At 36.9% G+C, this 8273-nt stretch carries 7 protein-coding genes and 1 pseudogene; 7 read left to right on the plus strand and 1 reads right to left on the minus strand.

Annotation, left to right across the window (positions count from 1 at the left end):
- Positions 1-366 (plus strand): Lrp/AsnC family transcriptional regulator (locus tag RLO81_RS00005; RefSeq protein WP_350105440.1); only part of this gene is annotated, 366 nt, incomplete at its 5' end.
- Between the two features lie 118 nt (positions 367-484).
- The gene (locus RLO81_RS00010) at positions 485-2446 is read left to right on the plus strand and encodes an acetoacetate--CoA ligase (RefSeq protein WP_350105443.1); all 1962 of its coding nucleotides are present in this window, start codon (positions 485-487) and stop codon (positions 2444-2446) included.
- Here the strand turns inward: RLO81_RS00010 and RLO81_RS00015 are convergent.
- The gene (locus RLO81_RS00015; protein WP_350105445.1) at positions 2443-2907 is read right to left on the minus strand and encodes an Lrp/AsnC family transcriptional regulator; all 465 of its coding nucleotides are present in this window, start codon (positions 2905-2907) and stop codon (positions 2443-2445) included. The two genes, RLO81_RS00010 and RLO81_RS00015, sit on opposite strands and share 4 nt — an antisense overlap.
- Before the next feature lie 167 nt (positions 2908-3074).
- On the opposite strand from RLO81_RS00015, the gene RLO81_RS00020 reads away from it, so the two are divergent.
- From RLO81_RS00020 to RLO81_RS00040, 5 genes and pseudogenes are all read left to right on the plus strand, one after another.
- Entirely contained in the window at positions 3075-4304 is a 1230-nt protein-coding gene (locus RLO81_RS00020; protein ID WP_350105447.1) for a Glu/Leu/Phe/Val dehydrogenase dimerization domain-containing protein, read from the plus strand.
- 19 nt (positions 4305-4323) lie between these two features.
- Complete coding sequence (locus RLO81_RS00025; protein WP_350105449.1) at positions 4324-5481, plus strand: homogentisate 1,2-dioxygenase; 1158 nt, start codon at positions 4324-4326, stop codon at positions 5479-5481.
- A 14-nt stretch (positions 5482-5495) separates the two neighbouring features.
- Positions 5496-6629: pseudogene (gene hppD / locus RLO81_RS00030) on the plus strand (4-hydroxyphenylpyruvate dioxygenase).
- 1 nt (position 6630) lies between these two features.
- A complete protein-coding gene (fahA, locus tag RLO81_RS00035) occupies positions 6631-7896 on the plus strand; it encodes a fumarylacetoacetase (RefSeq protein ID WP_350105450.1) in 1266 nt (421 codons plus the stop codon).
- Between the two features lie 10 nt (positions 7897-7906).
- On the plus strand, positions 7907-8273 hold a 367-nt coding region (locus RLO81_RS00040), incomplete at its 3' end, for a flavin reductase family protein (protein ID WP_350105453.1).

Below are 8273 nucleotides of genomic sequence, written 5' to 3' on the forward strand. Positions count from 1 at the left end.
ACAGTGTCACCTGTGTATGAAAGGATAAGAAGACTGGAAAAGTATGGCTACATAAAGAAATATGTGGCTATTCTGGACAAAAAACTAATTAACAGATCAGTCACTTGTCTTTGTCAGGTCTCAATGAGACAGCATAGTGAAGAGTTCATTGAAAAATTTGAAGTTCAGGTTCAAAAACTAGATGAGGTACAGGAATGTTTTCATATGGCTGGAGAAGTAGATTTTGTACTAAAGATAAATATTGGCAGTCTTGAAGAGTATCATGATTTTGTACGATATAAATTATCCAAAATTGAAAATATTCGTATGCTTAATACGGCATTTGTTTTAAAGGAGATAAAACAAACTTCGGAATACTATATTTGAGAAAACCTTCATAATTAAGCCTTATAATATTTCATATCCTTATAAAAACTTAAATATATGTTATGTTAGCTTTTGGAGTGCGATAGTATTTCCTGTATTTCCTTATTAACAATAGCTAATGAAACAATCTCCAGAAAGGCTGTGGAATCCTGATTCCGAATTTATTGAGAGTTCAAATCTCAAGAAGTTTGAAACTTGGCTGAATAAGAAAGAAGGACTAATATTTAGAAACTATTTTGAATTATGGAAATGGTCAATAGATGATGTTGAATCTTTTTGGAAGAATATTTGGGAGTATTTTGATATAATCTCATATTCCGATTTCAGTTCTGTGTTATCCAATGATAAAATGCCTGAGGCTAAATGGTTTCAGGGAGCAACACTCAACTATACACAGCATATATTTAGAAATAGGAACACCAATAATCCGGCATTATATTTTAAGAATGAGGTTAGTCCACTAGTTTCAATTTCGTGGAAAGAAATTGAAGAGAGAGCCGCTAATTTGCAAGCTTTTATGTTAGCTCAGGGTATTAAAAAAGGTGATTGCATTGCAGGATACGTCCCTAATATTCCTGAAGCAATAGTCATTTTCATGGCTGCAAGTTCGATGGGAGCCGTCTGGACATGTGCTTCCAGTGAGTTTGGAGCAGAAACTGTAGTTAAACGTTTTGATCTTGTTAGTCCCAAACTTCTATTCTTCTCTGATGGTTACTTCTATAATGGCAAAGCCAATAGCAAGATAGAGGAAGTTCGGAAGATCCAAAAAGAAGTATCTAGTATTGAAAAGGTAATTCTTATTCCCTATTTGAGTAAAGATATACCACCTCTTGAGAATCTTTTGGTATGGGAAGAGGTTAGTACAGGTGATTTTGATACTCTTAAATTTATTCCGGTCGAATTCGTACATCCTATATGGATTCTTTATTCATCAGGGACCACAGGGAAACCAAAAGCAATCACTCACTCTCATGGTGGTGTCTTACTTGAACACCTAAAGTACCTTGGTTTTCATAATAATGTAAAGCCCGCGGAAGTATTTTTCTGGTTTACAACTACTGGTTGGATGATGTGGAATTTTCTTCCGGCTAGTATGTTATTGGGAGCAATTCCTCTTTTATTTGACGGAAGTCCCAGTTATCCCAATTTAGGTGCTCTTTGGTCTCTTGCTGAAAAGTTACCTATTCATCATTTTGGTATAAGTGCTCCCTTTCTGGTTGCTTGTATGAAAAGGAATTTAAAGCCTGGAGCAAATTTTGATTTAAGTTCACTGCGATCTATCAGCTCTACTGGAGCTCCACTTCCGCCTGAGGTATATGATTGGGTTTATGAAAATGTTAAAGAGGACATCTGGCTTATTTCTATGAGTGGGGGGACTGATGTATGTACTGCCTTTGTCGGAGGCTGTCCCACGGAAGCTGTTTATAAAGGACTAATTCAGGTCAGGGCTTTAGGTTGCGCACTTTTTGCTTATGATGAGGCTGGTAATCGAATATTCGGTAACCTAGGTGAGATGGTCATTGAAAAACCAATGCCATCCATGCCCATATATTTCTGGAATGATCCAGGAAATCAACTATATAAATCAAGTTACTTCGAATATTTCAGGAACAAATGGTGTCATGGGGATTTGGTAAATATCCTGGAAAATGGCGCGGTTCTGATTCAGGGGAGATCTGATGCCACACTTAACAGAAAGGGCATCAGGATAGGAACATCAGAAATATATGCTGTATTAGATCATATTGAAGGTATAAAAGACAGTCTGGTTGTGAATATTGAAAAGTCAAATGGAGACGATGTGATGCCCTTATTTATCGTCACAGAAGACGATATTGATATAGCAAAAATTATCAAAACAATAAAAGCAGTACTCAAAAAACAATGCTCTCCAAGACATGTTCCAGATCAGATTTTTAAAGTTTCAGACATTCCCTATACTATTAATGGAAAGAAGATGGAGGTTCCTGTTAAAAAAGCTTTAATGGGAATGGGTAATAAAATAAATCTGGAAACTATGCGTAATCCGGAAGCGCTTGAAAGCATTATTAAGGCATACCATAAGGCTAACTCAATTTAACTCAACTTGTATGCAGTAGTATATTTGTCCTGTGAAAGTGCAAATTGGCTCTTAACATGCGCAATATTGGAATTTATTGATAGCTTAGAAATGATGAAAGTTTGGAAGGAATCCATATCCGTGGTACTTATTTTTAATAGATAGTCAAAGTCTCCGGCGATGTGATAGATTTCTTGCACTTCATTATAAAGTCTGTTTTCTTCAACAAATTTTTCAAGATAGGAACGTGTATGGTTTTTGAGAGAGATAAAGACAAAAACAACAAGATTCTTATTAATTTTTTTAGCATTTAGCAGAGCAACATATCTTTTTATTATACCTGCTTTTTCAAGTCTTTTCATGCGTTCAAATACAGGTGTGGTTGAAAGTCCCATTTGTTCTGCAAGAGCCTTGTTTGTAATTCTTCCTTCTTGTTGAAGAATCTCTAATAATTGAATATCTATTTTATCTAATTGAGCCATGGTAGAATATTATTATACTTTATGTTATAATATATGTCAAATAAAGAATAAATATATATTATAGTGAACATATACTATATTAATATTCTAGAATATTATATTATTATAGAATATATATTTTTTCGATCTGATCCAGATTTTAGTTTTGACTTCCATTAATTCTTAACATGAAAGATCTACTTATTCAATTTGAATCGAAAAAACCTGAAATAGTTTTTGAGTGGCATGATTCAGAAACTGATGCTGAAGGATGGGTGGTAATAAACTCTACTAGAGGAGGAGCTGCAGGAGGTGGTACTCGAATGCGAAAAGGGTTAAATAAGAAAGAGGTGGAGTCATTAGCTAAAACAATGGAAATCAAGTTTAGCATATCCGGTCCTCAAATTGGGGGTGCCAAATCAGGAATAAATTTTGATCCTTCTGATCCCAGAAAAAGTGAAGTTTTGAAACGGTGGTATACCGCAATCAAACCATTGTTAAAATATTATTATGGAACAGGAGGTGATCTAAATATAAGTGAAACTAATGAAGTAATACCTATTACTGAAGAAAATGGCATCTGGCATCCACAAGAAGGAATATTTACGGGTCACTTCCAACCCACAGCAGCTCAGACAGTAAATAGGATTGGTCAGCTGCGTTTTGGTGTTATTAAAGTAGTTGAAGATCCAATGTATTCTCCTGATGTGAGAAAAAGATATACGGTGGCAGAACTCATTACTGGTTATGGAGTTTCAGAAGCGGTGAGACATTACTACAATCTTTGGGGAGGTGACTTTACCAAAAAAAAGGCGATAATTCAAGGATGGGGAAATGTTGGTGCAGCAGCTGCATTTTTCTTAGCGCAGCTTGGTGTTAAAATTGTTGGAATAATAGATCTATCGGGAGGTCTAATTAAGGAAGAAGGATTCACTTTTGAGGAAATAACAAAACTTTTTGTAAATAGAACCGGCAACCAACTCTCAAGCCATGAACTTATTCCGTTCGTCACTATTAATGAAGCTATCTGGAAAGTAAAAGCTGAAGTATTTGTGCCGGCAGCCACTTCCAGGATTGTTACACAAGGTCAGGTAGGCAATATGATTGCCCGGGGTCTTGAAGTAATTTCATGCGGAGCAAATGTACCCTTTTCCGATGAGGAAACATTTTATGGTCCGGTTAGTGAATATGCAGATCAACGTGTTGCATTAATTCCGGATTTCATTGCCAGTTGTGGAATGGCAAGAGTGTTTGCCTACCTGATGTCTGGTGAAGTTAATATGTCTGATGAAAATATTTTCCACGATACATCTGATACCATCAGGAAAGCGTTAGAGAAAATCCGACAAAGGAATAGCTCTAAGACAAAGTTGACAAATACTGCATATGATTATGCATTGAAGTTATTAATGAACTAACGATTAGCTATTTATCAATATGCCTCAATATTATAAACTCGGAAGCATACCTCATAAGCGTCATATCACTTTCAGAAAGGAAAACGGTGATTTACACTATGAACAGCTATTTGGAACCATTGGTTTTGATGGGATGTCTTCCCTATTATACCATCTCCATAGACCTACTCAGGTAAAAAGGATCAATAAATCCTATGATGTAACTCCCAGGATAGCTGTAGCTAAAAATATGAAGTCTTTAAGATTGGAAGGGCTCAATATTAAACCGGTTGAGGACTACCTGGATAGCAGGAAGATTATTTTGACAAATGCAGATTGCCATATTGTCCTGGCGGCTCCTCAAAATAGTCAGCAGGGATATTTCTATAAAAATGCAGATTGTGATGAATTAATCTTTATTCATCAGGGTAAGGGAGAATTAAAAACTCAACTGGGCAATCTCAGCTTTTCTTATGGTGATTATCTACTTATACCAAGGGGGGTGATCTATCAACTCGAATTTGATAGCAAAGAAAATCGCTTGCTAATCCTCGAATCGCATCGTCCGATTTATACACCTAAACGTTATAGAAACTGGTTTGGACAGCTATTGGAGCATTCCCCGTATTGCGAGCGGGATTTTAGAAAACCAGAATACCTGGAAACGCTTGATAGGAAAGGAGACTTTATGATTAAGGTCAAGAAACAGGGGGTCATTCATGAATACATCTATGCATATCACCCATTTGATGTAGTGGGATGGGATGGTTATAATTATCCATATGCATTTTCCATTCATGACTTTGAGCCCATTACAGGAAGAGTTCATCTCCCTCCTCCAATACATCAAACATTTGAAACTGATGCCTTTGTTGTTTGTTCGTTTGTGCCTCGATTGTATGACTATCATCCTGAATCAATACCTGCACCCTACAACCATAGTAATATCGATTCAGATGAGGTACTTTATTATGTTGATGGTGATTTCATGAGTCGAAATGATATAGGTAAAGGTAACATCACTCTTCATCCGGCTGGCATCCCACATGGACCACATCCAGGTGCAACTGAAAGAAGTATTGGGCAAACCAAAACAGAAGAGCTAGCAGTCATGGTGGATACATTTACTCCTTTGATGGTAACGGAAGAAGCTTTAAAAATAGATGCTGGTGATTACTATAAAAGCTGGATAGAATAATTAAATATAGAGAAATGTCAACACAATCCTCTCCGATCAAAAAGATCTTTAAAGACGCTCAGGATTTCTTGCCTATAAATGGTACGGATTACATAGAACTATATGTAAGTAATTGTAAACAGGCTGCTCATTTTTATAAAACAGCTTTGGGGTTTCAGTCTTTGGCATATTCGGGCCTTGAAACAGGTAATAAAGATTATGAATCTTTTGTGTTAATACAGGATAAAATCAGGTTGGTATTAACTTCTCCATTAAAAGAGGGAACACCTGTTGGTGCCCATATTGATGCGCATGGAGATGGAGTTAAAGTAATCGCGCTCTGGGTTGATGATGCTACCTATTCGTTCAATGAAACTGTGAAAAGAGGTGCTGAACCATTTCTTGAACCTGAGGTCAGAAAAGATGAAAATGGTAAAATAGTAATATCAGGTATTAGAACATATGGTGAGACCGTACATCTCTTTGTCGAACGAAAAAATTACCTTGGGATTTTCATGCCAGGATTTAGAAGTTGGGAATCCATCTATAATCCTTCACCCATAGGGTTGAAGTATATAGACCACATGGTTGGGAATGTTAACTGGAATGAAATGAACAAGTGGGTCCAGTTTTATGCAAATGTTATGGGTTTTACCCAGTTGATTTCCTTTGATGATAAAGATATTTCAACTGAATACACAGCCTTGATGAGCAAGGTGATGAGTAATGGTAATGGACGTATCAAATTCCCACTTAATGAACCGGCAGAAGGAAAGAAGAAGTCACAGGTAGAAGAGTATCTTGATTTTTAAGGTGCAGCAGGTGTCCAGCATATAGCCGTCGCAACTGACAATATCATTGATACTGTGACTGCCATGCGAGAAAGAGGGGTTGAGTTCCTAAAAGTACCCTCAACCTACTATGATAGTGTTCTTGACAGAGTTGGTGAAATTGATGAGGATCTTGAGCCTCTAAAAAAACTAGGTATATTAATTGACAGGGATGATGAAGGGTACCTATTGCAGATCTTTACTAAACCTATCGAACCAAGACCTACTGTTTTTTTTGAGATCATCCAAAGAAAAGGTGCTCAGTCATTTGGAAAGGGGAATTTCAAAGCGCTTTTTGAGGCAATAGAAAGAGAGCAGGAACTAAGAGGAACATTATAAAATGGTAGAAAGCTCCTGGATTACGGTTAGCACTGATTCTGATTTTCCTATTCAGAATATTCCATTTGGTATTATCAAAGAAGATAATCATTTCAGTGTTACAACGAGAATTGGGAATCAGATTATCAACTTAGCAAAGTTACAAGCAAAAGGATATTTGAAAGAGCTTGGGTTACCTCAAGGAATCTTTCAGAGGGAATTTCTGAATGATTTTATTTCACTTGGTAAACCCATTACAAGCAAAGTAAGAGAAAGTATACAAACAATTTTTACAATAAATTCCAATGCTGGATTACTAGAAAATCAACTGGACAAAGATGAAATTCTCACCCATTATTCACAAGTTATTCATAGTATGCCTATTAAAATTGGTAATTATACTGATTTCTATTCCAGTGAACAACATGCGTTTAATGTGGGTAGTATGTTTAGAGATCCCAAAAATGCATTAACGCCTAATTGGAAACATATGCCTGTGGCCTATCATGGACGAGCATCCTCAATTGTTATTTCTGGCACCCACTTTCATAGACCCAGAGGTCAAATTATGTCCAATGAGACCAATTTTCCTATTTTTGGAGCCTCTAACTTGTTAGATTTCGAGTTAGAAATGGCTTTTGTTGTCGGGAAGCCTTCTTTGTTGGGTGAAGCCATTCCTACTCAAAATGCTACTGATCACATCTTTGGCTTATGTCTTTTTAATGACTGGTCTGCAAGGGATATACAGAAATGGGAATATGTGCCACTTGGACCTTTCCTCGGGAAAAATTTTGCTTCTCATATTTCTCCATGGATTGTTACATTGGAAGCTTTATCTCAATTTAGAACATCGGGTCCAAAACAAGTACCTGAGGTATTGCCTTACCTTAAATATGAGGGGGACTATCATTATGACCTTGATTTGGAAGTTTACATTGAAACACTCGAGGGCTTGGTTCAAAAGATAAGTACTTCCAATTTTAAATATATGTATTGGAATATGTTACAGCAACTTGCTCATCATACTATCAATGGTTGTAATGTTCAAGTTGGAGATTTGATGGCTTCAGGAACTCTCAGTGGTCCTGAAGCTCACCAGTTTGGGTCTATGCTGGAGCTCACCTGGGGAGGCAAAAGACCTATTCAGCTAGAAGATGGCACAGAAAGAACGTTCATTAAGGATGGAGATTCAGTGATATTTAAAGGTTTTGGTAAGAAACCGGGTTTACGTATTGGTTTTGGAGAGGTTAGAGCTCAAGTGTTACCAGCGCGGACACCCATAATCTAACTTTTCAACTATGAGTACAGTAGATCCCAATTCCGTATCAGTGGCATATTTTCATTCAATTCTTTTGGGAGCAGTTGCACCTCGGCCAATTGCTTTAGCCAGTACCATTGACACTGAGGGCAAGGTAAATCTAAGCCCATTCAGCTTTTTCAATGCCTTTAGCGTTGACCCTCCCATTCTTATTTTCTCACCCTCACTGAGAATAAGAGATAATACATCAAAGCATACATTGGAAAATGTAATGGAAATGCCTGAAGTAGTAATTAACATGGTTGATTATCCGATCGTAGAACAAATGTCTCTTTCCAGTACCGAATATGACAAAGGTGTTAATGAATTTGTAAAAGCGGGGTTTTCAGAAGTGCCTTCTGAGAAGG

The organism is Fulvivirga sp. (assembly GCF_040220315.1).
Lineage (GTDB): Bacteria > Bacteroidota > Bacteroidia > Cytophagales > Cyclobacteriaceae > Fulvivirga.

Bases quoted from the DNA above. Each gene is read 5' to 3' on its own strand.
- fahA (WP_350105450.1), top strand. From the start codon at position 6,631: ATGGTAGAAAGCTCCTGGATTACGGTTAGCACTGATTCTGATTTTCCT.
- RLO81_RS00025 (WP_350105449.1), top strand. From the start codon at position 4,324: ATGCCTCAATATTATAAACTCGGAAGCATACCTCATAAGCGTCATATC.
- RLO81_RS00020 (WP_350105447.1), top strand. From the start codon at position 3,075: ATGAAAGATCTACTTATTCAATTTGAATCGAAAAAACCTGAAATAGTT.
- RLO81_RS00015 (WP_350105445.1), bottom strand. From the start codon at position 2,907: ATGGCTCAATTAGATAAAATAGATATTCAATTATTAGAGATTCTTCAA.
- RLO81_RS00010 (WP_350105443.1), top strand. From the start codon at position 485: ATGAAACAATCTCCAGAAAGGCTGTGGAATCCTGATTCCGAATTTATT.